The following is a 24417-nucleotide window of genomic DNA, read 5'->3' as shown; positions in this document are numbered from 1 at the left end:
GCGTTCAGCGCGTGCGTGGAGCCTTACGGGAAGGTCAGCTTGAAGCTGTTGATGTAGCCGGTGTCCTGCGCGGCCACGTCCTGGACCTTGAGCTTCCAGACGCCGTTCGCCGTCTCGGAGGACGCGTCGACGGTGTAGGTCGCCTTGACGTTGTCCGCCGAGTCCGAGGAGCTGGAGCCCTTCAGCCGGTACGCGGTCCCGTCCGGGGCGAGCAGGTCCACGACCAGGTCACCGCGCCAGGTGTGCACGATGTCCACATCGACCTTGAGGGCGCTGGGTGCCGCGCCGTCTTGGTGGAGGTGACCGACGAGGTCACCGCGGCGCCGTTGTCCGGAATGGCCACGTCGGTGGTGTTCTCGAACGACGTACCGCCACCGCCGCCGCCCGGACGGGAGCCGACGTTGATGCCGGCCCAGGCGTTCTCGACGGCCTTGACCTCGGCGCTGCCTGCCCCGTACAGCTCGGTAGCGACGGCGACGGTGCCGGTGCGGGCCCCCGCGTAGTCGGTGCGCGAGTTGAACTTGGTGGTGAGCGCCTTGAACCAGATCTGCGCCGCCTTGTCGCGGCCGATGCCGGTCACCGGCAGGCCGTCGGAGGTCGGCGAGTCGTAGCTGACGCCGTTGATGGTCTTGGCGCCGCTGCCCTCGGAGAGCATGTAGAACCAGTGGTTGGCCGGGCCCGAGGAGTAGTGGACGTCGATGCTGCCGATGCCCGAGTACCAGGCGTCCTTGGACGAGCCGTCCCTGCTCGGCTTGTCCATGTAGCGCAGCGGAGTGCCGTTGCCCCGGATGTCGATCTTCTCGCCGACCAGGTAGTCGCCCTTGTCGGTGGCGTTGTTGGCGTTGAACTCGACGGCTGCGGCGAAGATGTCGGAGGTCGCCTCGTTGAGGCCGCCCGACTCGCCGCTGTAGACGAGGCCGGCGGTGTTGGAGGTGATGCCGTGCGTCATCTCGTGCGCGGCGACATCGATCGACGTGAGTGGCTTGGTGTTGCCGGCCCCGTCGCCGTACGTCATGCAGAAGCAGGAGTCCTGCCAGAAGGCGTTGACGTACGCGTTGCCGTAGTGGACGCGGGAGTACGCGCCGACGCCGTCACCGCGGATGCCGGAGCGCCCGTGCACCGTCTTGAAGTAGTCCCAGGTCAGACCCGCGCCGTACGCGGCGTCCGCGCCGGCGGTCTCGGCGTTCTGCGGGGTGCCGTCGCCCCAGACGTCGTCGGGACCCGAGAAGAGGGTGCCGGTGCCGGACGTGCCGCGGTTGAGGTTGTACGTCTTGTGGTTGCCGCGCCCGGTGTCGGTCAGGGTGTACGAGGGGGCGGAGCCCACCGTCACCTGGCCGCTGTACTGGGTGTTGCCGGTGCCGTTGTGGACGGCCTGCCACTCGAAGAGCTTCTTGCCGGTGGCGGCGTCGGTGACGACGTGCAGCTCGTTCGGCGTCCCGTCGTGCTGGAGCCCGCCGACCACGGTCTCGTACGCCAGGGTGGGCGTGCCCTGCCCCATCCACACCACCTTGCGGGGGGCGCGCTCGGCCTCGGTCTTCTTCGAGCCCTCGGCCCTGGCCGCGCCGAGCGCCTGCTTCTCGGCGGTGGCGGCCGTGATGTCCGCGCTCGTGTCGATGGACTTCAGCGCCTTCGTGGACGCCTTGGTCACGCCCTCGGTCCTGCCCGCCTTCGTCTGCGCGACGATCAGGTCGCCGCCGAGGACGGGGAGGCCGGCGTACGTACGCTCGTACCGCGTGTGGGTGGTCCCGTCGCGGTCCTGGACGACATCGCGTACGGCGAGCTTCTCCTTGGCGCCGAGCCCGAGCTCCTTGGCGGTGGCCGCCTTGGTGGCGTTGGCCTCGCGTATCAACTCCGCGCGCTGGGCGGGGGAGAGCTTGGCGGGCAGCGCGCCGGGATCGGGCTTGGCCGCCGCGGCGGCGGGTGCGGCGGTCCTGGCGTCGTCGGCCGATGCGATGCCGGTCTGTACACCGACGGTCAGCAGGGCTGCGGCGGTGAGCAGCGCGCCGGTCGTGGTGGCACGTCGTCTGGGCGTGGATCTCACGCGAACTCCTTCTGCAAGGGGGGGTGTCGGGCCGCTGGGTCGGCGGCCCGGGCAGAGCTGCGGAGCAAGGTGGAGCGCGGAACTGGGGAAGACGGGGGAAGAGTGACAGGAGACCGGGTGCTCTGTCAGGACCGCGTCAACAAGTTGGCCGGAAATCGTCCGTTGCTCGAAAGGTCATGTTCGGTAGTCGGACGCTTCACCGGGGCGCCACCTTGATTGCTCCGGGAAGTTCCGACGCTGGTGGGCGCCGAAGCGCGATGATGCTGCGGACCAGCCGGCATCGAGCGCCGGCCGACCGGCGCTCCGGAGGGACCACCACCATGGACGGACCGATTCTCGTTACCGGCGCCACGGGCACCCTGGGACGCCCCCTGGTGGACCGGCTCCTGGCGGACGGCGTGCCCGTACGCGCCATGAGCCGCCGCGCCCGCCGGGCGAGGGACGACCGGCCGTGCACGTGGGCGATCTGCGACCTCGCCTCGGGCAAGGGGCTCGCGGCGGCGGTGCGGGGAGCGTCCGTGATCGTGCACTGCGCCACCAACGTGCGCAACGACACGGCGACGACCGAACGGCTCATCGCCGCCGCGACGAGCGCGACCGGCACCACCGGGAGCCCGCCGCACCTTGTCTACATCTCGATTGTCGGCGTCGACCGGGTGCCGCTCTTCTACTACAGGTCCAAACTCCGGGCGGAGCGCCTTCTGGAAGCCTCCGGCCTGCCGTGGACGATCCTGCGCGCCACCCAGTTCCACGACCTGGTGGCATCGATGACACTGGCCCAACGCCGACTGCCGGTCACCTTCGTACCGGCCGGTCTGCGGGTTCAGCCCGTCGAGGTGACAGAGGTCGCCGGCCGGCTCGCCGAACTCGCCCAGGGCGCCCCGGCAGGCCGCGCACCGGACATGGGCGGCCCCGAGGTACGCGACGCCCGCGACCTCACCGAAGCGACCCTGCGCGCGGCGGGCCGCCACCGCCGCATCGCGGCGCTGCGCCTGCCCGGCAAGACGATGCGGGCGTTCCAGCAGGGCGGAAACCTGGCTCCCGGCCACGCCGTCGGCACGGTGACCTTCGAGCAGTACCTGGCGAGGCGCGCCGACGCGGGTCTGCTGTAGGCCGCGACGGTTTCGGTGCAGCCGATGGTACGACCACGTGCGACCACGTGCCCTGTCCTCGCGCTCACACCAGGCTCTCGCGCCACGCCCGGTGCAGGTCCGCGAAGCGGCCCGTGCCGGCGATGAGGTCGGCGGGGGAGCCGTCCTCGACGATGCGGCCGGCTTCCATGACCAGCACCCGGTCGGCGATCTCCACCGTCGACAGCCGGTGCGCGATCACTACCGCCGTACGGCCCCGCAGCACCGTGTCCATCGCGCGCTGCACCGCCCGCTCGCCGGGGATGTCCAGGGACGAGGTCGCCTCGTCGAGGATGAGCACCGCCGGGTCGGCGAGCAGGGCGCGGGCGAAGGCGACCAGCTGGCGCTGGCCGGCCGAGATGCGTCCGCCGCGTTTGCGTACGTCCGTGTCGTAGCCCTCCGGCAGGCCGTTGATGAAGTCGTGCGCGCCGATCGCCTTCGCGGCCCGCTCGATGTCCTCGCGGGAAGCGTCGGGGCGGCCGATGGCGATGTTCTCTGCGACGCTGCCGGAGAACAGGAACGCCTCCTGGGTCACCATCACCACCCCGCGCCGCAGTTCCGGTACGGCGAGGTCGCGCAGATCGGTGCCGTCGAGCAGGACGCGGCCCCCGGTCGGGTCGTAGAAGCGCGCGAGGAGCTTGGCGAGCGTCGACTTGCCCGCGCCCGTCGAGCCCACGACGGCGACGGTGTGGCCCGCCGGGAGGGTCAGGCTGAAGCGGGGCAGGATTTCGCCGCCCGTGCGGTAGCCGAAGCTGACGTCGTCGAAGACGACCTCGCGGCCGGGGCGGCCGCCGTCGGCAGCGGGCAGCTCGCGCGGTTCGGCGGGCTCGGGCACGGCCGGGGTCTGGGCGAGCAGGCCAGCGATCTTCTCCAGGGAAGCGGCCGCCGACTGGTAGTAGTTGAGGAACATCCCGAGCCGGTCGATCGGGTCGTAGAGCCGCCTCAGATAGAGCACGGAGGCGGCCAGGACGCCGAGCGCCAGGCTTGCGTCGGCCACCTGGTAGGCGCCCCACAGCACAATGCCGGCGACCGCGATGTTGGCGACCAGCCGCGAGCCGATGACGTACTGGGCCATCTCCAGGAGGCTGTCGCCGTTGGTCCGCTCGTGGCGGTGGTTGAGCACCCGGAACTGCGCCTCGTTGGCCCGCTCGCGCCGGAACGCCCGCACCGGCCTGATGCCGTTCATCGTTTCGGCGAACTTCACGATGACGGCGGCGATCGCCGTGGAGCGGTCGCCGAAGATGACGGAGACCCGGGCGCGGTAGCGGCGGATCAGCCAGTACAGCGGTGCGAACGACAGCACCGCGAGCCCGCCGAGTCCGGCGTCCAGATACAGCAGCAGCGCGCAGATGAAGACGGACGAGACAACGACCTCGATCAGTTCCTGCAGTCCCTCGCTGAGCAGCTCCCGCAGCGACTCCACGTCCGTCGTCGACCGGGAGATCAGCCGCCCGGAGGTGAACCGCTCGTGGAAGTCGACACTGAGCGCCTGCGCGTGGCGGAAGATCCTGCCGCGCAGGTCGAGCAGCACGTCCTGGTTGACGCGGGCAGAGATCCGGATGAAGGCGTACTGGAGGACACCGGCGCCCACCGAGCACAGGACGTACGCGGCAGCGACGACGGTCAGCGGGCCGAAGTCGTCGCGGCGCAGCGCCGGTACGCCCCGGTCGATCGCGTACGCGACGAGCAGCGGGCCCGCCTGCACCGCGCACTGCTGGAGCAGCAGGACCAGCGCGGCGAACCCCACCCTGGCCCGCCGGGGCCGCAGCAGTGAGCGCAGCAGCGCGGCCGTGGCGCCCCTGGGGGCGGGCAGCGCGTCGCGGTCGAAGGGGTCGCCGCCCCGGTCGCCGGGAGGAGGGGCCGGCTCGAAGTCCGGCTCCGGCTCCGGCCCCCGCTCCGGCGGCGTGCCGGCGGTGGACCTGCCGTCCACGGTGGTTGTCATGCGCCTTGCCCCTCCTGCTCCCTGTCACCGGCTCCTGACATCAGCCAGGCGTACTCGTCGCTGTCCCGCAGCAGTTCGTGGTGGGTGCCGACCGCGGCGATGCGGCCCCCGGAGAGCAGCGCGACCCGGTCGGCCAGCAGCACGGTGGACGGCCGGTGCGCCACGACGAGCGCGGTGGTGTCCTCCAGAACGCGTCGCAGCGCCGCCTCCACCAGCGCCTCCGTGTGCACGTCGAGCGCCGACAGCGGATCGTCGAGCACCAGGAACCGCGGCTTGCCCACCACCGCCCTGGCCAGCGCCAGACGTTGGCGCTGCCCGCCCGACAGGGTGAGCCCCTGCTCGCCGACCTGCGTGGCCGCTCCCTCGGGCAACCGGTGCACGAAGTCGGCCTGCGACGTGTCCAGGGCCTGCCCCAGCTCCCCCTCGCCCGCGCTGGGGCCCGCGCCCATGAGTACGTTCTCGCCGACGCTCGCCGAGAAGAGCGTCGGCTCCTCGAAGGCCACCGACACCAGCTCCCGCAGCCGCTCGCGCTCCATCGCGGTGATGTCCTCGCCGTCCAGTGCGATGCGTCCGGCCGTGACTTCGTGCAGTCGCGGTACGAGAGCGGTCAGCGTGGTCTTGCCGCTGCCGGTGGCCCCGACGAGCGCCAAGGTCTCGCCCGGCCGGATGTGCAGGTCGACGCGGGTGAGGACAGGCGTGGCCCCGTCGGGCGCGTCCGGGTACCGGAACTCGACCCCGTCGAAGACGATTCCGCGCGGGAGGGAGCCGTCCGCGGACTTCGCGGTGTCCGGCCGCCCGCCACTGTCCGCACCCTCCTCGCGCGCGTCCATCACCTCGAAGTACCGGTCGGTCGCCGTCGCCGCGTCCTGGCTCATCGCGAGCAGGAAGCCGATCGACTCCACCGGCCAGCGCAGCGCCAGCGCAATCGAGAGGAACGCCACCAGCGTGCCCGCGGACAGCCCGCCGTCGGCGACCTGGACCGTACCGAGCACCAGCGCCGCGCCGATGGCCAGCTCCGGGAGGGTCGTGATCACCGCCCAGATCCCCGCGAGCAGCCGGGCCTTGGTCAGCTCGGTGCCCCGCAGGGTCAGGGACAGCTCCCGGAAGGCCTCGGCCTGGCTGCGGTGCCGGCCGAAGCCCTTGATGACGCGGATGCCGAGCACGCTCTCCTCGACGACGGTGGTCAGATCACCGACCTGGTCCTGCGAACGCCGTGCCACCCTCGCGTACTTCGCCTCGAAGACCGAGCACAGCGCGACCAGCGGAATCACCGGCGCCAGCAGCACCAGCCCCAGCGTCCACCGCTGTTGCAGCAGGATGACCATCCCCACCAGGATCGTCACCGCGTTGACCAGCAGGAACGTCAGCGGGAACGCAAGGAACATCCGCAGCATCATCAGGTCGGTGGTCGCCCGTGACAGCAACTGCCCCGAGGGCCAACGGTCATGGAAGGCCACCGGCAGCCGCTGGAGGTGCCGGTACAGATCGGCCCGCATCGTCGCCTCGACTCCGGCCAGCGGCCGCGCCACCAGCCACCGCCGGAACCCGAAGAGCACCGCCTCGGTGATGCCGAGCAGCAGCAGATACAGCGCGCCGAGCCATACTCCGCCGGGGTCGCCGTCCGCCACCGGTCCGTCCACGATCCACTTCAGGACGAACGGGATGACCAGGCTCAGGCAGGAGGCCAGCACGGCCACAACGGCCGCGCTGAACCAACGCGTTCGCACCGGGCGTACGTACGGCCACAGGCGCAGCAGCGAACGTACGGCCGATCGGTCCTTGGTGGGTGCATGTGTTCCGGTCATCAGGAACGAGCGTACGGTTCACCACTGACAGCGCTCACTGATTTTCCGGCCTTGTCACACAGTCGGACCGCACAGTGCGACCGCACAGCCTTCCCGCCCACCCGGGCCGCCCGGTCAGACCGCCCTCAGCAGCAGCACCGACCTCGCCGGCACCGCGATGGCCGCCCCACCGCGGTGCGAAGTGCCCGGCGGAGCCCCCTGGCTCTCCCGCGAGGTGTCGACGACCAGTTCGTACCGCCCCGCCCACGGCGGCCCCGGCAGCAGGAAACTCGCCGGGCGGTCCCCGGCGTGCAGGACGGCCAGGAAACTGTCGTCCGTGATCTTCTCCCCCCGCGCGTCGCGCCCCGGAATGTCGCGCCCCGACAGATAGAGCCCCAGCGTGGGGGCCGGCGCGTACCAGTCCTGCGGCGTCATCTCCTCGCCGCGCGGCGTGAACCACGCCAGGTCGCGCAGCCCGTCCGCCGCCTGCGCCCGCCCGGAGAAGAACGCCCGGCGTCGCAGCACCGGATGGGCGTGCCGCAGAGCCAGCAGCCGCGACGTCAGGGTTGCCAGTTCCCGCCAGCCGGGGTCCTCAAGGAGCGACCAGTCCACCCAGCTGATCTCGTTGTCCTGGCAGTACGCGTTGTTGTTGCCGCCCTGGGTGCGTCCCATCTCGTCGCCCGCGACCAGCATCGGCACCCCCGTCGACAGCAGCAGCGTCGTCAGAAGGTTCCGCAGCTGCTGTCTGCGCAGCGCGTTCACCGCCGGGTCGTCACTCTCGCCCTCGGCGCCGCAGTTCCATGCCCGGTTGTCGTTCGTCCCGTCCCGGTTGCTCTCGCCGTTCGCCGCGTTGTGCTTCTGCTCGTACGACACGAGGTCGCGCAGCGTGAAGCCGTCGTGCGCGGTGATGAAGTTGACGGAGGCCTGCGGGCGCCTGCCGCCCCACGCGTAGAGGTCGCTGGACCCCGAAAGCCGGTACCCCAGGTCCCGTACGTCGGGCAGGGCGCCCCGCCAGAAGTCCCGCACGGCGTCCCGGTAGCGGTCGTTCCACTCCGTCCACAGCGGCGGGAAGGCGCCGACCTGGTAGCCGCCGTTGCCCACGTCCCACGGTTCCGCGATCAGCTTGACGCGCCGCAGCACCGGGTCCTGTGCGATCACGGCGAGGAACGGCGACAGCATGTCGACGTCGTGCATCGAGCGGGCCAGCGCCGCCGCCAGGTCGAACCGGAAGCCGTCCACGCCCATCTCGGTCACCCAGTACCGGAGCGAGTCCGTGATGAGCCGCAGCACGTGCGGCTGCACGACGTGCAGCGTGTTGCCGCAGCCCGTGTAGTCCGCATATCGCCGTGCGTCGCCCTGGAGCCGGTAGTAGCCGCGGTTGTCGATGCCGCGCAGCGACAGCATCGGGCCGAGTTCGCTCGCCTCCGCCGTGTGGTTGTAGACCACGTCGAGGATCACCTCGATGCCGGCCGCGTGCAGCGCCCGCACCATGAGCTTGAACTCCTCGACCTGCTGGCCCGCCGTACCGGACGCGGCGTAGGCGGCGTGCGGGGCGAAGTAGCCGATGGAGTTGTAGCCCCAGTAGTTGCGCAGGCCGCGCCGCAGCAGGTGGTCCTCGTGGGCGAACTGATGCACCGGCAGCAGCTCGACCGCCGTCACCCCCAGCCGCTGGAGGTGCTCGACGGCCGCGGGGTGCGCGAGCCCCGCATAGGTGCCGCGCAGCTCCTCGGGGATGCCCGGGTGCAGTTTGGTGAAGCCGCGCACGTGCAGCTCGTAGACGACCGAGTCGGCCCACGGCGTCTTGGGCCGCCGGTCGTCCACCCAGTCGTCGTCGGGCGCGTCGTCGTGGACGACCACCCCCTTGGGGACGTACGGCGCCGAGTCGCGGTCGTCGCGCACCGTGTCGGCGATCTGCTGCTGCGGCCAGTCCCTGACGTGCCCGTACACCTCGGCGGGCAGCGTGCTGTAGTCGTTCCCGGGGGCGCCGTCGACGGCCCGTGCGTACGGGTCGAGGAGCAGCTTCGCGTGGTTCCACCGGGCCCCCGTCCAGGGGTCCCAGCGGCCGTGCACGCGGAAGCCGTAGCGTTGTCCGGCCCGCACACCCGGTACGAAGCCGTGCCAGATCTCGTGCGTCAGCTCGGTCAGCGGGCAGCGCGTCTCGGTGCCGTCCTCGTCGAAGAGGCACAGCTCGACGGCCTCCGCCCCGCCCGCCCACAGCGCGAAGTTGGTGCCCGCCACACCGTCGGGCCCGACGCGGAACCGCGCCCCCAGCGGGGTCGGCGCCCCGGGCCACACGGGCGGCCTGTCCGCCTCGCTGCCCGGGCGGTGGCCGTTGGCCGCGCCCGGTGCGTGGGCGGGTGCGTGGAGTGGCGCCGCGGCCGGTGCGGGTGAGGGGGCGGGCGGGCCGTCGCTCACGGCCTCCCGCGCCACTTCCCGCACCACGTCCTGTTCCTGTACTGCCTCCTGCTCGGGTGCGCTGGACACCTGAAAGCCTCCCGGCGGCTCGGTGGGACCGGCGGATCCTTGAGGCCGTACGGCGTCCCGGCCGTGGCGTCCCTCGCTGGCTCCTCCCCCTGTTCTGCCCGCAACGGAGGTCGTACTCACGTTTCCCCCACTCGGGGGTGCTGGGATGGCGGTGGGATCAGGGCCTTCCCGGTAACCGTCGCTGACCAGCAAGGCCCGTGCGCCGCCCGTGCGCCGCCGCCCGGGCGCACGCGTGCCACTTGGGACCGAACGGTGACAAACGCGCCGAGGCGTGCGGCACGCCCGGTGTGATTACCTTTTCTCAGCGCACGCGGGAGCGCGCGCAGGGGTGCGGGCCATGGCCGGGGGCCAGGCCGTGCGAGGGGAGAAGACAAAGTGAATAAGCAGCTGATACCGGGCACATGGGCCGGAGTACGCCGGGGGAGCGGACCGGGGCGCGGCAGCCGTCGCGCAAGCCGTCGCGCGGGCCGCGAACTGCTCGCGCCGCTGCTGGGGGTGACGCTGCTGCTGGTGACGGCCTGCGGCGGAAGCGGGGACGCCGGCGGCGACGGCAAGGGCGGGGAGCAGCCGGGGACGCGGGCCGACGGCAAGGCGTCGCAGGCGGTGGTGACGATAGCGCCGAAACACGAGGCGAAGAACGTCGCCACCAGCGGGGCGCTGAAGATCAGCGCGGACCACGGCAGGCTGACGTCGGTCGAGGTCGAGGACACCAAGGGCAACGAGGTGGCGGGGAAGATCACCGCGGACGGAGCCGGCTGGGAGCCGCGGCAGCACCTGGGCGCCGCGACGAAGTACCGGGTCCACGCGGTCGCGAAGGACTCCGAGGGCCGTGAGTCGGCGAAGGACACCACGTTCACCACCCTCGTGCCGAAGAACACCTTCGTCAGTTACTTCACGCCCGAGGACGGTTCGACCGTCGGTGTCGGCATGCCGGTCTCGCTCCGCTTCAGCCGCGGCATCACCGAACCCGGCGCCGTCGAGCGGGCCGTCCGGGTGACGGCCGAGCCGTCGGTGCCGGTCGAGGGGCACTGGTTCGGCAACGACCGCCTCGACTTCCGGCCCGAGAAATACTGGGCGGCGGGCACCAAGGTGACCCTGAAGCTCGACCTGGACGGCGTCGAGGGCCGCCCCGGTGTGTACGGCAAGCAGAGCAGGACCGTGCGGTTCACCGTCGGCCGCAGCCAGGTCAGTGTCGTGGACGCCAAGACCAGGACCATGACGGTCAAGCGCGACGGCAAGGTCCTCAAGACCGTCCCGATCACCGCGGGCGCCCCGGCGACGACGACGTACAACGGGCAGATGGTGATCAGCGAGAAGCACAAGGTGACGCGCATGAACGGCGCCACCGTGGGCTTCGGCGGCGAGTACGACATCAAGGACGTGCCGCACGCCATGCGGCTGTCCAACTCCGGCACCTTCATCCACGGCAACTACTGGGCCGGCGCCGGCACGTTCGGATCGGCGAACGTCAGCCACGGGTGCGTGGGCCTGCGGGACGTGCGGGGCGGGTACGACAAGAAGCTCCCGGCGGCCTGGTTCTACAACAGCTCGATGATCGGTGATGTCGTCGTAGTGAAGAACTCCGACGACAAGCAGATCCAGCCGGACAACGGTCTCAACGGCTGGAACATGTCCTGGTCGCAGTGGAAGAAGTGACACTCCCCTTGCGGGTTAACGAGGGCTAACCTCGCACGTATGACTGTGAATCTCGAAGTCTCTGAGGGCGTCGGCACCATCCGCCTCGCCCGCCCCCCGATGAACGCCCTGGATGTCGCCACCCAGGACCGTCTGCGCGAACTGGCCGAAGAGGCGACCCGGCGCGAAGACGTGCGCGCCGTGGTCGTCTACGGCGGCGAGAAGGTGTTCGCGGCCGGCGCGGACATCAAGGAGATGCAGGCGATGGACCACGCGGCGATGGTCGTACGGTCCCGGGGCCTGCAGGACGCGTTCACCGCCGTGGCGCGCATCCCCAAGCCCGTGGTCGCCGCCGTGACCGGCTACGCCCTGGGCGGCGGCTGCGAGCTGGCCCTGTGCGCCGACTTCCGCATCGCCGCGGACAACGCCAAGCTCGGCCAGCCCGAGATCCTGCTCGGCCTGATCCCCGGCGCCGGCGGCACCCAGCGGCTCGCCCGGCTGGTCGGCCCTTCCAAGGCGAAGGACCTGATTTTCACCGGACGGATGGTGAAGGCCGACGAGGCGCTGACGATCGGTCTCGTCGACCGGGTCGTCCCGGCGGCCGAGGTGTACGAGCAGGCGCACGCATGGGCGGCGAAGCTGGCCCAGGGGCCCGCGCTGGCGCTGCGCGCGGCGAAGGAGTGCGTCGACGCGGGCCTGGAGACGGACCTGGACACGGGTCTCACCGTCGAACGCAACTGGTTCGCCGGGCTCTTCGCGACCGAGGACCGCGAGCGCGGCATGCGCAGCTTCGTGGACGAGGGACCTGGCAAGGCCAAGTTCCTCTGACGAGTGGAGTGTTGCGGCTCAAGAGAGCCTTAAGGCATCCTCAAGACGGTCTGGCCCCAAACGCCGGGTGATCAGTCGCACGCAGTATGTCATCGCAGCTCGCAGGGGGTGCGAGGGCCCCCGTGCCGTCACCGGCATATGCCCAAGTGTCGTCCGGTCGGGGGCTGTTCCGGGGTGACCATTCCGCCGGAACGGCCCCCGGCGGCCCTCGGGGCGGCCATGATGGGGGCATGGCGGGGCTGGAGGATGTGGAGCAGCCGCGGCCGCGCGGGAGCGCGACCGCGGCGCGGTGGTCGCAGGGCATCGACGACGAACAGGCCTTGAAGGCGCTGGAGTTGTTCGGGAACCCGACCGAGGAAGAAGTACGGCTGCCCTCGCGGCCCGAGTCGGCGGCGGCGGCCCGGCGGCTCGTGCACGGCGTGGTGTTCCGCCAGTGGGCGCTCCCGCCGCAGACCACCGAGCACGCGGTGCTGCTTGTCTCGGAGCTGGTGGGAAACGCCGTGCGGCACACCGGCGCCCGGATCTTCGGACTGCGCATGCTGCGGCGCAGGGGCTGGATCAGGGTCGAGGTGCGCGACCCGTCGCGGGGTCTGCCCTGCCTGATGCCGGTGCATGAGATGGACACGAGCGGCCGCGGACTCTACCTCGTGGACAAACTGTCCGACCGGTGGGGCGTTGATCTGCTGCCGCGCGGTAAGACCACCTGGTTCGAGATGCGGGTCAGCGACCGCACCACCGACCGCTGACACACGAAAGCCCCCTGCGGCGCCGGAATCCGGCCGCCTCGGGGGCTCAGTGAAGCGTTGCGGACGGAAAGGGGTGTGTCCACGACGACTGTGAAGACGACCTGGCCCGGGTCAATGGGGGTCGTGGCTCCGACTATGGCAGACAGCGGGCCCGCAACCAAAAGTTTCTATCGGTGCATTTTCGGGCTAAACGTGTCGTACCGGAAATGAATCGTAGGTGAGCTAAGCCACCCACCTCGTAAACGCCGCATAGATATGAGATTTCATGGGTGATTCATCGCCCGCTGTCGCCGCAGGCTGGCCCGTGCGCTCGACTCGGAAACGCGGTGAATCGGTTCAATCGTTATTTTCAGGTCGTATGCCCCGTTAAATGGGCGCGTGACTCCGACATGCCGACGCGGTGTGCTGCGCGCGGGCGCGGCCACCGCCGGGATGCTCGCCACCGGCTGCGTCGGCGGCGGCAGCACACCGTCCGCCGATCCGCCCGCCGCCGCCCCCTCCGCTGCCCCGCCGCGCCGCCCCGAGGCCCCGCCGCCGGCCCCCGAAGCCCGCCGCTTCGCCGGCCTCCCCGTCCAGATCACGCACGGCCCCCGCGACCGCCCCCGGGTCGCCCTGACCTTCCACGGCCAGGGCGACCCTGCCACCGCGAAGGCCGTGCTCGCCGAGGCGCGACGGGCCGGGGCCCGGATCACCGTCCTCGCCGTCGGCAGCTGGCTCGACGCCCAGCCCGGCCTCGCCCGCGCGATCCTCGACGGCGGCCACGACCTCGGCAACCACACCCAGCGCCACCTCACCATCTCCGCCATGGGGGAGCGGGAGGCGTACGCCGAGATCGCCGGCTGCGCAGACCGGCTGCGCCGCCTCACCGGTTCCATCGGCACCTGGTTCCGCCCCTCACGCACCCAGTACGCCACCCCGCTCGTCCAGCGGCTGGCCCGCCGGGCGGGCTACCCGCACGTCCTGTCGTACGACGTCGACTCGCTCGACTTCACCTCACCCGGCGCCCCGGCCGTCACCGGCAAGGTCACCGGGGAGATCCGCAACGGATCGGTGGTGAGCCTGCACTTCGGCTACCGGGACACGGTCGCCGCCCTGCCCGCCCTCCTCGACGAACTCGACCGCCGCGGCCTGCGCGCGGTGACGACCACGGAGCTGCTGACCCGATGACGACGATCATCCGACGTACGACCGCGCTGCTCGCCGGCGTCCTGCTGGCCGCCCTCGTGGGCTGCGGCGGCCCCGACGACAAGGACCGCACCGAGACCCTCGGCACCAACGGCATCGTGCCGCCCGCCAAGGCCAAGAAGACCGCCGCGCCCGGGCTTCCCGGGATGCCGCCGGTGCTCGACCCCGAGGACATCTACGCCGCCGACCGGCCGAACAAGCTGTCATCGGTGGTCAAGAACTTCCCGTCCCGCGTCTACGTCCCCAACACCAACTCCAACACCGTGTCGGTCATCGACCCCAAGACGTACAAGGTCATCGAGACCATCCCGGTCGGCATCCAGCCGCAGCACGTCGTCCCGTCCTGGGACATGAAGACCCTGTGGGTCAACAACAACCGCGGCCACACCCTCACCCCGATCAACCCGGCCAACGCCAAGGCGGGCAAGCCGGTTGAGGTGCACGACCCGTACAACCTCTACTTCACGCCCAACGGCAAGTACGCCGTCGTCATGGCGTCGATGGACCGCGAGCTGGTCTTCCGTGACCCGCACACCATGGACCGGGTCAAGACCGTGCCGGTCTCCTGCTACGGCGTCAACCACGCCGACTTCTCGGCCGACGGCCGGTACTTCATCGTTTCCTGCGAGTTCTCCGGCGAGTTGCTCAAGGTCGACACCGAGAAGATGGAGGTCATCGGCCAGCAGAAGCTCCCCTTCGCGGGTGCGATGCCGCAGGACGTGAAGATCTCGCCCGACGGCAAGACCTTCTACATCGCCGACATGATGGCGCACGGCATGTGGGTCCTGGACGGCAAGAAGTTCACCACCCCCCGGCTGCTTCCCACGGGCAAGGGCTGCCACGGCCTCTATGTCTCGCGCGACTCCAAGGAGATGTACGTACCCAACCGGGGCGAGGGATCGATCTCCGTCTTCGACTTCGCGAAGAACAAGCTGACCAAGAAGTGGCACCTGCCGGAGGGCGGCAGCCCCGACATGGGCGGTGTCTCGGCGGACGGCAAGGTGCTGTGGCTGTCGGGGCGTTACGACTCGGAGGTGTACGCAATCGACACCGCCACCGGCAAGCAGCTCGCCCGCATCCCGGTCGGCGGCGGCCCGCACGGCCTCGCCGTCTACCCGCAGCCGGGCCGCTACTCGCTCGGCCACACCGGCATCTTCCGCTGACGCCGGCCGGGCCGGCATGCGCAGATCACCCCCGGACCGGGCGTCTGTCGGGGCAGCCCCGGCGGGCCGATAATCTGTGCCTGTTCTGACAGCAGCAGAAGGGGTGGATCAAGTGGCGGACATCGAGTCGGCGCGCAAGGCCTTTGAGCGGTACGACGTCAACGGGGACGGGGCGATCTCCGCGGTGGAGTACAAGAGCGTCATGGCGCAGCTGGGTGACCCCTACGTCACCGAGACGGTGGCCCAGGCCGTGATCAACTCCCACGACGGCAACGGTGACGGCAAGCTCACCTTCGACGAGTTCTGGGCGTCGCAGAACAAGGCCCAGAACGCCCAGAACAAGGGCTGACGCGGCCCGCCGCCGGGGGCCCGGAAGCGCCCCCCGCCCTTGTTCAGGGGGCGGGTTCCGGGCCCCCGGCGTTCGCGTCCAGGTCCGCCAGTTCCGACCGCGCAGCCTCCAGCCAGCTCAGCCAGAAGTTCTCCAGGTCGATCCCGGCACGCAGGACGAGATGGCGCAGCCGGTCGCTTTCGCTGCGCCTGCCCTCGCCGAAGTCGCGCTGCTCGATGGCGGCGTACTCCGCCAACTGGGCCCGGTGCAGGTCCAGATGGCGCAGCACCTCGGCCCGCAGACCCTGGGTGCCCACCACTCCGGCCGCCCGCAGGCGCAGCAGCAGCGCGTCGCGGATCGGCTTGGGGTCCTCGATCTTCGCGACCCAGGCGGCCAGTTCCGCGCGCCCGGCCGCCAGGACCTCGTACTCCTTCTTCTGCCCCCGCGTCGCCTGCTGGGCGGCAAGTGCGCGGATCGCACCGGACTCCTCCAGCTTGCCCAGCTCGCGGTAGATCTGCTGATGCGTGGCGGACCAGAAGTAGCCGATGGACTTGTCGAAGCGGCGCGTCAGCTCCAGCCCCGACGACGGCTTTTCGAGCAGGGCGGTGAGGATCGCGTGCGGGAGGGACATGACCGCATCCTAGGGACGACGGGCGGGTGGGACGGCCGGACGTCGGGCGGGCGCCGGTACGCCGGTCAGAGGGCGGCCGCGAGTTCCGTGCCCTGGCGAATCGCGCGCTTGGCGTCCAGCTCGGCGGCCACGTCCGCACCGCCGATGAGGTGCACCGGGTGTCCGGCCGCGAGCAGTACGTCGTACAGCTCGCGGCGGGGTTCCTGGCCGGTGCACAGGACGATCGTGTCGACGGGGATCAGCCGCTGTTCGCCGTCGACCGTCACGTGCAGGCCCGCGTCGTCGATCCGGTCGTACGTGGCGCCCGCGACCATCGTGACGCCGCGGTGCTTGAGCTCTGTGCGGTGGATCCAGCCGGTGGTCTTGCCCAGCCCCGCGCCGACCTTGGTGGCCTTGCGCTGGACGAGGTGCACGGTGCGGGTCTGCGGCGGGCGGACGGGGAGCCCCAGGCCGCCGCGCGAGCCGTAGTCCATGTCGACGCCCCACTGGCGGAAGAAGACCTCGGGGCTGAGGCTCGCGCTCTCCTCGGCGCCGTCGCCGGTGTCCTTGAGGCCGGTGTCCGTGAGGGCGGTGTCCGTTAGAAACTCGGCGACGTCGAACCCGATGCCACCGGCCCCGATGACCGCGACGCGGTCGCCGGCCTTGGCGTCGTCGCGCAGGAGGTCGAGGTAGCTGATGACGCTGCGGTGGTCGATGCCCTCGATCGCCGGGATCCGTGGCGTGACGCCGGTGGCGAGGACGATCTCGTCGAATCCGGCGGCGGCCAGGGACTCGGCGGTGACGGGGGTGCTCAGGCGCAGCTCGACGCTGTGCTCATCGAGCTGGTTGCGGAAGTAGCGCAGCGTCTCGTTGAACTCCTCCTTGCCGGGGACCCTGCGGGCGATGTTCAGCTGGCCGCCGATCACGTCGGAGGCGTCGTACAGCGTCACGGTGTGACCGCGTTCGGCCGCCGTCACCGCGCAGGCGAGCCCGGCCGGGCCGGCGCCGACGACGGCGACACGCTTGGAGCGGCGGGTGGGGGAGAGGACCAGCTCGGTCTCGTGACAGGCGCGCGGGTTGACCAGGCAGGAGGTGATCAGCCCGCTGAAAGTGTGGTCGAGGCAGGCCTGGTTGCAGCCGATGCAGGTGTTGATCGCGTCGGCGCGCCCGGCGCGGGCCTTCGCGACGAAGTCGGGGTCGGCGAGGAAGGGGCGGGCGAGCGAGACCAGGTCTGCGCAGCCGTCGGCGAGGAGTTCCTCGGCGAGTTCGGGGGTGTTGATGCGGTTTGTGGTCACCAGTGGAATGGACACCGAGCCCATGACCTTCTTGGTCACCCAGGCGTACGCGCCGCGCGGCACGGAGGTCGCGATGGTGGGTATGCGGGCCTCGTGCCAGCCGATGCCGGTGTTGATGATGGTCGCTCCGGCTGCCTCGATCCGCCGGGCGAGGGTGATCACCTCGTCGAGTGTGGAGCCGCCGGGGACCAGGTCCAGCATGGAGAGCCGGTAGATGAGGATGAAGTCGGCCCCGACCTCCTCGCGCACCCGGCGGACGATCTCGATGGGGAAGCGGATTCGGTTCTCGTACGACCCGCCCCACCGGTCCTCGCGGTGGTTGGTGTGGGAGGCGATGAACTCGTTGATCAGGTAGCCCTCTGACCCCATGATCTCGACGCCGTCGTACCCGGCGGACTTGGCGAGCGCCGCGGTGCGCACGAAGTCCCCGATGGTCTCCTCGACCTCGTCGTCGGTCAGGGCGTTGGGTGTGAACGGGCTGATGGGGGCCTGGAGGGCGCTGGGGGCGACCAGGTCGGGGTGGTGGGCGTACCGCCCGAAGTGCAGGATCTGCATCGCGATCCTGCCGCCCTCACGGTGTACGGCGTCGGTCACCTGCCGGTGCTGCGCGGCTTCCTCGGGGGTGGTCAGCTTGGCGCCGCCGGGGTAGGGGCGGCCGCGGTCGTTGGGGGCGATGCCGCCGGTCACCATGAGGCCGACGCCGCCGCGGGCGCGGGTCGCGTAGAACTCGGCCATCCGCTCGAAGCCGCGCTCGGCCTCTTCGAGTCCGACGTGCATGGAACCCATCAGCACGCGGTTGGGGAGGGTTGTGAAGCCCAGGTCGAGGGGGCTCAGCAGGTGCGGGTACGCGGAGGGCGCAGGCGTCGGACTCATGCCGCAATGTGTAGTCCACGCGGCATGTGTTGTGCAACAAGTTGCATAAAGATGGGCGGTGTGAGTTCGGCAACGCAGGGCGGCCGGGGGCCTGCCTGGGTGCCGCCGGGGGCTGCCCGCGCCCGACGGCGCGGACAGCCTCTGGGGCGTACTTGGATGGCGTACTAGATGTTGACGCCGAAGTCCGTCGCGATGCCGCGCAGGCCCGAGGCGTACCCCTGGCCTACCGCGCGGAACTTCCACTCCGCGCCGTTGCGGTAGAGCTCGCCGAAGACCATGGCGGTCTCGGTCGAGGCGTCCTCGGAGAGGTCGTAACGGGCGAGCTCGTTGCTGTCGGCCTGGTTGACGACCCGGATGAACGCGTTGCGGACCTGGCCGAAGCTCTGGCCGCGGCTCTCGCCCTCGTGGATCGACACCGGGAAGACGATCTTGTCGACCTCGGCGGGGACCGTGGAGAGGCCCACCTTGATCTGCTCGTCGTCGCCCTCGCCCTCACCGGTGAGGTTGTCACCGGTGTGCTCCACGGAGCCGTCGGGGCTCTTGAGGTTGTTGAAGAAGACGAAGTGCTGGTCGGACACGACCTTGTTGTTGACATCTACCAGCAGGGCGCTGGCGTCGAGGTCGAAGTCGGTCCCGGTCGTGCTGCGTACGTCCCAGCCCAGGCCGACCGTGACAGCGGTCAGACCAGGGGCTTCCTTGGAGAGCGAGACGTTGCCGCCCTTGGAGAGACTGACACCCATGAAGATCCCTGCTCAATCCGGCGCGGGCCGCGCCCTTTGACGATCTCTTTGCCCACCCCGCCAACGCTTGCGCCGCCCGCTCAGTTCCCGGATGTCCTCCGAATGGCGGCAGGTCCGCGACGCGACCGGGTCAGCACACCTCAATGACGAGCTCGGGGCGGTCCCACATCACCGCCGGCGGACTCGCCAGGAGCGTCCCTGTGCGCCGCGCGCCCACGCCGAGATAGAAGCCCTCGGCGGGCGGATGGGAGACCACACGCACTTCCCTGAGCCCCGCGCCACGGGCCTCGTCGAGCATGTGGGCCATCAGCAGGCGGCCGATGCCGAGCCCCTGGGCGGAGTCGGCCACGAACATCAGATCGAGTTCCGGCGGGTCGAGGACCAGGGCGTAGAACCCGAGCACCCGGCCGTCGGCGCCGGTGGTCACGAAGACCCGGTGCGTCTCGATGTAGTCGGGGCCGACCCGGTACCCGGCGACCATCGGGGCGTAGTGCCCCTCGTACGCCCCCGAGGTCCGTACGAGCCGGGTGAGCCGCTTCGCGTCCCGCGGGGTCGCCCGCCGGATGCCCGTAATGCTTGATGCCATCCCAGGAGTATTACCCGAGTGTCGCCTGTCGGGCGAGCCGGCCGGCCGCCCCTGGAGTTCACCCGTCCGATCCGGCGTCCGGCCCTCATGCACCCGACAACCGCAGCCGCAACCACAGCAGGCACGGCAGCCACAGCCATCACAGCCATCACTCCAGCCCCCACCGCGCCCGCAGCGGCCACCCCCCCCAGACCTACGTCACCTCCATCGCCGACTCCGTGGACCAGATCCGGGCCGCGCAGCGCCTGCGGTACCGGGTCTTCGGTGAGGAGATGGGAGCCAGGCTCGACTCGCCGCTGCCGGGCCACGACATGGACGCGTACGACGACCTCGTCGACCACCTCATCGTCACCGAAAGCGCCACCGGAGAGGTCGTCGGCACCTACCGGCTGCTGCGGCCCGGACGCGCCGAACGGTCCTACTCCGACAGCGAATTCGACCTGGGTGCCCTCGGCGGCCTGCGTCCCGCCATGATCGAGACGGGCCGCTCCTGCGTACACCCCGACCACCGCTCCGGCGCCGTGATCAACCTGATGTGGTCCGCACTGGCCCGCTACGTCCTGCTCTCCGGCCACCGCTACCTCGCCGGCTGCGCCTCCGTACCCCTCGCCGACGGTGGCGCGGCCGCGTCCAGCGCCTGGCTCCTCGGTACGTCGAAGCACGCCGCCCCGCCCGAACTGCGCGTGCACCCCCACCGGCCATGGACCCCCACCGGGCCGCCGCCCGCGCAACCCGGCTACGCCGACCTGCCGCCGCTGCTCCGCGGCTACCTGAGGCTCGGCGCCTGGATGTGCGGGGCGCCCGCCCACGACCCCGAGTTCGACGTCGCCGACTTCTTCGTCCTGCTGGACATGGACCGCCTCGGCGACCGCTACCGCCGCTACTTCCTGGGGGAGACCCGGTGACCCCCTGGGCCGTGGACGTCGGATGCGCGCCGGACTGTGCCACCCATGCCGCCCCCAGGGTCCCGCTCGCCGAGACCGTACGCCGATGCGCCGCCCTGACGTACGCCATCGGCCGGGGTGTGTCCCTGGGCGGTCGGCTCGCCGACCCCGGGACGCTGCGCGATCAGGCCCGCAGCATCCTCGGCGCCCTCGGCATACGACTGGAGGCCGGGCCGCAGCCACTCACCGTGGCGGCGTCGGCGGGCGGGCCCGGCACACTGCTCGTGGCCAACCACGTCTCCTGGCTCGATGTCGTCGCCGTACTCGCCGTGGAGCCCGTGACGCTCCTCGCCAAGCGGGAGATCGGGCAGTGGCCGGTCGTCGGCACCCTGGCGCGGCGCGTCGGCACCCGCTTCATCGACCGCGAAGGAGTACGGGCGCTGCCGGCCGCCGTGGCGGACCTGGCCACGACGCTGCGCGCCGGGCGGTCCGTCCTGGTCTTCCCGCAGGCCACCACCTGGTGCTCCGCACCGGGCGGCCGGTTCCGGCGGGCCACGTTCCAGGCGGCGGTCGACGCGGGTGCGCCCGTACGGCCGGTGACGATCGGCTACGAGCAGCGGGGCGCCCCCAGTACGGTGGCGGCCTTCCTCGGCGAGGAGGACTTCCTCACCTCGCTGCGCCGCGTGACGGGCGCCGCCGACCTGACGGTACGCGTCACTCCGCACGCCCCGCTGCCGCCGTCCGGCCGCCGGGCGCTGGCGGCCGAGGCCCAGGCGGCCGTCGGCCGTGCCGTGCCGAGCCGGTGTGGGCGAAGTCCCCGGGTGGCGCCCGTCGGTCCTCTCGCCCATGACGCCGCGTCTGCCGTATGAGGTCCCACAGATTCCTCGGAGCGGGCACCCGACCTCGTCACTCGGGGTCGCGGCGCTCCTGTGGCGCCGCTGCGCCCGCGCCGCCCGAGAGCCCCGTCCGGACCAGCAGGACGATGGCCGAGGCGCCGAACAGGGCAGCGGTGATGAGCAGCCAGCGCGGGAGGAACCCGGCGTCGGACAGGCCGGTGTCCTTCGTGTAGTTGTCCACCTGCCCCAGGATCAGCGGGAAGTACGTCAGGAGCAGCACGCCGGACAGGAAGACCGGCACCCGGACGTAGTTGATCCACCCCCGCGCTGGGCGACGGCCCCGCAGCAGGCTCTGCGCTGCGCGGTCGATGACCGCGTACACGGGCAGCAGGACGAGGTCGTGCAGGAGAGCCGCTCCGACGAACCACACCACGACCATCCACGGTTCCTTGCCTTCCAGCAGCCGGATGCCCGCGTACCCCGTGAGGGCGAACGAGCCCAGCGTCAGCAGCAGATGCAGGGGCGAGGCCCCGTAGCGCGCCCGGAAGCCGCTCATGCGCGCGCTCATGCGCCCTCTCCGAAAGTCAGCCGGGTGACCCATTTGGTGTTGTGGACCCCTGGGTTGGCCGGGACGATGACGCGCGCCGGGTACCCGTGGTCCGCCGACAGCACCGCCCCGTTGACCCGCAGCGCCAGCAGCGACCGGCTGTCGCGGACCTGGTTGTCGCGCAGCATGGCCGAGCGGAAGGCTCCGCTGCGCTGCGCGGACTCGACGAACACACCTGGCGCTGGGCCGTCGAAGCCGGCGAGCGCCGCCAGGTCGGACAGCCGTACCCCGCTCCACTCCTGGTTGCCGGTGGACCACCCCTCCACGCAGGCGATCGGCAGCGACGCGGTGTGTTGCGGCAGCGCGAGAACCTCCTCGCGCGACAGGATCCGACGGGTGCCAGGGCCCCGTACGACGAGCCGCCAGTCGGGCCCGATGTCCTGGGCCCTGATGCCCACACCCGCCGCGGTCTTGTTGATCTGGAAACCGTTCGGACCCGGCCCCGGATCCTCGCCGTGCGGGGCGAGCAGCGCCGTGTAGCGCAGCGGGCCGCCGATGCTCTGCCCCGCCGTCACCGCGAACAGCAGCGCCGATCCCGCCCCCACCACGCCGAGCGCGCCCCGCCGGGAGATGGTCGCCGGGGCAGGGTCCGGAGTCACCAGGCCCGTCTCGTCGAGCGGTTCGGCTTCCGTACGGCTGACCGGTGTTCGCAGTTCCCTCAGCAGCGCACCGCCGCGCAGGGTCCGCATCACCACGGGGATGCGGAAGGCGACATGTACGACGAAGGCGCCGATGAACACCCAGGACCCGTAGAAGTGCAGGACGTAGAACGAGCCGGGAAAGATGTAGTCCAGCTGGACGTTGAGCACGCCGGTGGCGAAGACGAACAGCACACCGCCGACGAGCAGCAGCAGCGACACTCGCTCCAGCACCTGGCTCGCGGACCTGACCGGCGGCCAGGCGAAGAGGCGCGGAATCACCGACCACAGCTTCGCCAGCAGCACCGGGATCAGCACGATGCCGACGGTGACGTGGACGCCCTGGTTGAGGCGGTAGAGCCAGGACGGCTCGGTGGGCCAGGAGAAGAGATAGAAGCCCAGCCATCCCCGCTGGGGCGTCTGGTCGTTGCCCGCGAGATTCGGGTTGTACGCGGCGTACGAGAGCAGCCCGGTCAGCATCAGCAGCGGCAGCCCGAAGAGCAGAACCGTCCCGAGCACCGACGTCAGCCAGGGCCCCCGGATGGGACTGCGCCAAAACCCCGGCCGCGTCGGACCGATGGGCGGACCCTCGCGCAGCAGATCCGCCACGCGTGTCCGTGGCGGCGGGGTGGCGGGCGCGGGGGGAGGAACGGGGGGAGATTCGTCTTTGCCGTGGGTGTCACCCATGCGGAGTCCTTGCGCGATTTACGGAACGCGGTTGACGGAATGCGGTCGCGGAGCGGTTCTAAGAGTGCGGTTCGCCGAACGGCGAGCACCGCCGCATGCCGACCCTAGACGCGCCCGTACCGAATCCGCGGGATCCGGATCACGGCGTCAGACTCATGTCATTTCTGTCCGCCGGCCGGGGGCCGCCCCGGCGCTCCCTGATCCGTCGGCCGCCGGCTGTGCGGAGGCCCGGCAGCGGTCCGCCGCGGCCCGCAGTCGCGCTGCCTTGCGGGACCGCCCCCGGGAGCGCGCCCGCTCGGCCCGGTCGTCGTACCGCGCGGCCTGCCTGGTCAGAGCCGTACGGGTGGTGTGCGGGTCGAGGCCACGCTCGGTGCACATCGGCGCCTCACCACCCTCTCCGTCCCCTCACCGGGTTAACCGGATGAACTCCACGCTACGCCGGTGGAGCCGCTCAAGATGCGGCGCGGGCGATCCTCATCAGACTCGACTTGGTCACATGGCAGAACAACGTCGCACGCGGTCCCGGTCCTCTTCCACGTCGACCGCCCGCCGCCCCGCATCCAGGCAGGCGTCCGGGCGAGGGCCGCTGCACGCCGCACGGTCCGCCTGCCAGGGGCTGGAGGGGCTGATCGGCCACCCCTCGGAGGGTGTGTCGGCCGTACGCCCCAACGAGGACGGCTGGTGCGTCGTCGTGGACGTCCTCGAAGTGCCCCGGATCCCGGACACCACGAGCCTCCTCGCCTCCTATGAGGTGCTGCTCGACGAGGACGGCGAGCTGCAGGAATACCGCAGGGTCCGCCGCTACCGAAGAGGCTCCGCCGACGAGTAGCGCGCCGGGGCCCGCCCACAGTGCGTGGCCCACCAGCTGAGAGGACGTCCCCCATGCCCACGACCACCTACTCCGACGAGGTTGTCGCGTGCCCGCCACGCTCCGGCACGTTGTACGACGTGCTGGAACTCATCCTTGACCGGGGCATGGTGATCGATGTGTTCGTCAGGGTCTCCCTGGTCGGCATCGAGATCCTCAAGATCGACGCGCGCATCGTCGTGGCGAGCGTCGACACCTACCTGCGGTTCGCCGAGGCCTGCAACCGGCTGGACCTGGAGCGCGACTCGGGCAGTACGACCGTCCCGGAACTGCTCGGCGGCAGCGCTGCCAAGTCCATCGGCAAGCGCAAGGTGAAACGGACCGCGCAGAACGTCGGTGACACCGTGCGCAAGGCCGTCGGCGGTCGCGGCGACGACGATTCCGAGGACTCCGAGGACTCCGAGGACTACGACGAGGAGGAGCAGGAGCAGGAGGAGCCGAAGCGTGAACGGCCGAAGCGCCGCGCGCCCTCTTCCTCTTCGTCCTCCCGCAGCCAGGCCAGTCGGCGCCGACGCGTGGAGGCGTGA

21 protein-coding genes and 1 pseudogene are annotated in these 24417 nt (G+C 71.0%); 11 read left to right on the top strand and 11 right to left on the bottom strand.

Features of this window, described 5'->3' with window-relative positions; translation table 11 throughout:
* Nucleotides 1–23: 23 nt before the first annotated feature.
* Nucleotides 24–2041, bottom strand: a pseudogene (locus ACU6WZ_RS07010) (M4 family metallopeptidase).
* Between the two features lie 320 nt (nt 2042–2361).
* Between ACU6WZ_RS07010 and ACU6WZ_RS07005 the strand changes: the two are divergent.
* Nucleotides 2362–3153 carry an SDR family oxidoreductase gene (locus ACU6WZ_RS07005; protein WP_447032247.1) on the top strand — a complete coding sequence of 264 codons (792 nt, stop codon included), beginning with the start codon at nt 2362–2364 and terminating at the stop codon, nt 3151–3153.
* A gap of 64 nt (nt 3154–3217) precedes the next feature.
* Here ACU6WZ_RS07005 and ACU6WZ_RS07000 read toward each other — a convergent pair whose 3' ends face one another.
* The 3 genes from ACU6WZ_RS07000 to glgX form a co-directional block, all read right to left on the bottom strand.
* Nucleotides 3218–5113, bottom strand: coding sequence for an ABC transporter ATP-binding protein (locus tag ACU6WZ_RS07000; protein WP_447032246.1), 1896 nt, complete (start codon nt 5111–5113; stop codon nt 3218–3220).
* Nucleotides 5110–6918: an ABC transporter ATP-binding protein gene (locus tag ACU6WZ_RS06995; protein ID WP_447032245.1), complete on the bottom strand. Its 1809-nt coding sequence runs from the start codon at nt 6916–6918 to the stop codon at nt 5110–5112. Before ACU6WZ_RS06995 ends, ACU6WZ_RS07000 begins: the two co-directional genes overlap by 4 nt.
* A 114-nt stretch (nt 6919–7032) precedes the next feature.
* Nucleotides 7033–9381 carry a glycogen debranching protein GlgX gene (gene glgX, locus ACU6WZ_RS06990; protein WP_447032244.1) on the bottom strand — a complete coding sequence of 783 codons (2349 nt, stop codon included), beginning with the start codon at nt 9379–9381 and terminating at the stop codon, nt 7033–7035.
* Nucleotides 9382–9756: 375 nt separating this feature from the next.
* Here glgX and ACU6WZ_RS06985 point away from each other — a divergent pair, with 375 nt between their 5' ends.
* The 6 genes from ACU6WZ_RS06985 (at nt 9757) to ACU6WZ_RS06960 (ending at nt 15287) form a co-directional block, all read left to right on the top strand.
* Nucleotides 9757–11037, top strand: coding sequence for a L,D-transpeptidase (locus tag ACU6WZ_RS06985; RefSeq protein WP_447032243.1), 1281 nt, complete (start codon nt 9757–9759; stop codon nt 11035–11037).
* A gap of 39 nt (nt 11038–11076) precedes the next feature.
* The gene (locus ACU6WZ_RS06980; RefSeq protein WP_447032242.1) at nt 11077–11844 is read left to right on the top strand and encodes an enoyl-CoA hydratase/isomerase family protein; all 768 of its coding nucleotides are present in this window, start codon (nt 11077–11079) and stop codon (nt 11842–11844) included.
* Nucleotides 11845–12074: 230 nt separating this feature from the next.
* Nucleotides 12075–12590: an ATP-binding protein gene (locus ACU6WZ_RS06975; RefSeq protein ID WP_447032241.1), complete on the top strand. Its 516-nt coding sequence runs from the start codon at nt 12075–12077 to the stop codon at nt 12588–12590.
* Between the two features lie 378 nt (nt 12591–12968).
* A complete protein-coding gene (locus ACU6WZ_RS06970; protein ID WP_447032240.1) occupies nt 12969–13757 on the top strand; it encodes a polysaccharide deacetylase family protein in 789 nt (262 codons plus the stop codon).
* Nucleotides 13754–14938 (top strand): YncE family protein, encoded by a 1185-nt coding sequence (locus ACU6WZ_RS06965; RefSeq protein WP_447032239.1) that lies wholly within the window; start codon nt 13754–13756, stop codon nt 14936–14938. The genes ACU6WZ_RS06970 and ACU6WZ_RS06965 overlap by 4 nt, the downstream gene beginning before the upstream one ends.
* Before the next feature lie 112 nt (nt 14939–15050).
* On the top strand, nt 15051–15287 hold the full coding sequence (locus ACU6WZ_RS06960; RefSeq protein ID WP_447032238.1) for an EF-hand domain-containing protein: 237 nt from the start codon (nt 15051–15053) through the stop codon (nt 15285–15287).
* A gap of 43 nt (nt 15288–15330) precedes the next feature.
* Here ACU6WZ_RS06960 and ACU6WZ_RS06955 read toward each other — a convergent pair whose 3' ends face one another.
* The 4 genes from ACU6WZ_RS06955 to ACU6WZ_RS06940 all read right to left on the bottom strand — a co-directional run bounded on the left by ACU6WZ_RS06955 (nt 15331) and on the right by ACU6WZ_RS06940 (nt 19370).
* The gene (locus ACU6WZ_RS06955; RefSeq protein WP_447032237.1) at nt 15331–15897 is read right to left on the bottom strand and encodes a PadR family transcriptional regulator; all 567 of its coding nucleotides are present in this window, start codon (nt 15895–15897) and stop codon (nt 15331–15333) included.
* Between the two features lie 65 nt (nt 15898–15962).
* Nucleotides 15963–18044 carry an oxidoreductase gene (locus ACU6WZ_RS06950; RefSeq protein ID WP_447032236.1) on the bottom strand — a complete coding sequence of 694 codons (2082 nt, stop codon included), beginning with the start codon at nt 18042–18044 and terminating at the stop codon, nt 15963–15965.
* A gap of 164 nt (nt 18045–18208) precedes the next feature.
* A complete protein-coding gene (locus tag ACU6WZ_RS06945) occupies nt 18209–18784 on the bottom strand; it encodes a TerD family protein (RefSeq protein ID WP_447032235.1) in 576 nt (191 codons plus the stop codon).
* Nucleotides 18785–18914: 130 nt separating this feature from the next.
* Nucleotides 18915–19370 carry a GNAT family N-acetyltransferase gene (locus tag ACU6WZ_RS06940; RefSeq protein WP_447032234.1) on the bottom strand — a complete coding sequence of 152 codons (456 nt, stop codon included), beginning with the start codon at nt 19368–19370 and terminating at the stop codon, nt 18915–18917.
* 218 nt (nt 19371–19588) lie between these two features.
* Here ACU6WZ_RS06940 and ACU6WZ_RS06935 point away from each other — a divergent pair, with 218 nt between their 5' ends.
* The gene (locus tag ACU6WZ_RS06935) at nt 19589–20275 is read left to right on the top strand and encodes a GNAT family N-acetyltransferase (protein WP_447032233.1); all 687 of its coding nucleotides are present in this window, start codon (nt 19589–19591) and stop codon (nt 20273–20275) included.
* Nucleotides 20272–21123 carry a lysophospholipid acyltransferase family protein gene (locus ACU6WZ_RS06930; protein ID WP_447032232.1) on the top strand — a complete coding sequence of 284 codons (852 nt, stop codon included), beginning with the start codon at nt 20272–20274 and terminating at the stop codon, nt 21121–21123. The genes ACU6WZ_RS06935 and ACU6WZ_RS06930 overlap by 4 nt, the downstream gene beginning before the upstream one ends.
* Before the next feature lie 37 nt (nt 21124–21160).
* Here the strand turns inward: ACU6WZ_RS06930 and ACU6WZ_RS06925 are convergent, their stop codons facing one another.
* The 3 genes from ACU6WZ_RS06925 to ACU6WZ_RS06915 form a co-directional block, all read right to left on the bottom strand.
* Entirely contained in the window at nt 21161–21658 is a 498-nt protein-coding gene (locus ACU6WZ_RS06925; RefSeq protein ID WP_447032231.1) for a hypothetical protein, read from the bottom strand.
* Nucleotides 21655–23022 carry a molybdopterin-dependent oxidoreductase gene (locus ACU6WZ_RS06920; protein WP_447032230.1) on the bottom strand — a complete coding sequence of 456 codons (1368 nt, stop codon included), beginning with the start codon at nt 23020–23022 and terminating at the stop codon, nt 21655–21657. Before ACU6WZ_RS06920 ends, ACU6WZ_RS06925 begins: the two co-directional genes overlap by 4 nt.
* 153 nt (nt 23023–23175) lie before the next feature.
* On the bottom strand, nt 23176–23400 hold the full coding sequence (locus ACU6WZ_RS06915; protein ID WP_447032229.1) for a hypothetical protein: 225 nt from the start codon (nt 23398–23400) through the stop codon (nt 23176–23178).
* A gap of 118 nt (nt 23401–23518) precedes the next feature.
* Here ACU6WZ_RS06915 and ACU6WZ_RS06910 point away from each other — a divergent pair, with 118 nt between their 5' ends.
* Entirely contained in the window at nt 23519–23851 is a 333-nt protein-coding gene (locus tag ACU6WZ_RS06910) for a gas vesicle protein GvpO (protein ID WP_447032228.1), read from the top strand.
* 53 nt (nt 23852–23904) lie between these two features.
* Nucleotides 23905–24417: a gas vesicle protein GvpJ gene (gvpJ, locus tag ACU6WZ_RS06905; protein ID WP_447032227.1), complete on the top strand. Its 513-nt coding sequence runs from the start codon at nt 23905–23907 to the stop codon at nt 24415–24417.

The organism is Streptomyces hypolithicus (genome assembly GCF_052934925.1).
The sequence above is the reverse complement of the archived record's forward strand: the minus strand, read 5'-3'. Positions and strand labels throughout refer to the sequence as shown.